The organism is Paraburkholderia metrosideri (genome assembly GCF_904848625.1).
Taxonomy (GTDB): domain Bacteria; phylum Pseudomonadota; class Gammaproteobacteria; order Burkholderiales; family Burkholderiaceae; genus Paraburkholderia; species Paraburkholderia metrosideri.
Map to the genome: position 1 here is coordinate 1 of NZ_CAJHCP010000040.1, position 991 is coordinate 991.

1 protein-coding gene is annotated in these 991 nt (G+C 61.5%); it reads right to left on the minus strand.

Annotation, left to right across the window (positions count from 1 at the left end; translation table 11 throughout):
- The coding region (locus LMG28727_RS33860) for an amidohydrolase family protein (protein ID WP_201646647.1) at nt 1–968 on the minus strand (968 nt) is incomplete at its 3' end.
- Nucleotides 969–991: the final 23 nt, after the last annotated feature.

The window sequence follows — 991 nt, forward strand, 5'->3', positions numbered from 1 at the left end:
CCTTCGAAGATCTTGTAGCGATCCTGTTCAGACAGCGCCTCGCACGCGTCGATATAGCGCTTCGTGTCGTCGAAGTACTGGCCGTTTTCCGGATCGCGGCCGCGCACCGCGCCGATCATTTCCGAGCCGAACAGCACGTTGTCCGACGGAATCACCCTGGTCAGCAGTTCGACGCCCGGCTTGTGATACACGCACGAGTCAAAGAAGATGTTGTCGAGCAGGCCTTCGAGCGGACGGTCGCACATTTCGAGCGACATCCCGCGATAACGGCCCCAGTGATAAGGCACTGCACCGCCGCCGTGCGGAATCACCAGACGCAGCGTCGGGAAGTCCTTGAACAGATTCGATTGCAGGATCTGCATGAACACCGACGTGTCGGCGTTCAGATAATGGGCACCTGTACCGTGGAAACAGGGGTTGCACGATGCAGCGACGTGGATCATTGCGGGCACGTCGAGTTCGCACAGCGCTTCGTACATCGGATACCACTCGCGGTCTGTCACCGGCTTGCCGGTCCAGTAGCCACCGCTCGGGTCCGGATTCAGGTTACAGCCGACGAAGCCCAGTTCCTCGACGCAACGGCGCAATTCGGCGACGCTGTTCGCGGGTGCCACGCCCGGCGATTGCGGCAACTGGCAGACCGGCGCGAAGTTATCCGGATACAGTTCGGTCACGCGATGCACGAGGTCGTTCGATACGCGGGCCCATTCGAGACTCGTGCGTTCGTTGCCCAGGTGGTGGCTCATCAGGCCGGCGATCGGCGAGAACAGCGTGAGGTCGCTGCCGCGTTCGCGTTGCAGCTTCAGTTGACCGTTGCCGATGGCTTCGCGGATTTCGTCGTCACTGACGCGAGCGCCGTCGAGTGAAGGCGCGTTGGCCGGGTCGTTGGCAAATTCAACCTGCTTCGCGCGCCATGCGCGGAACGAGGCGGGAACGGTCGTGAAGTGACCGTGGCAATCGATAATCATGGTGTCTCCAATTGACCGGCGCT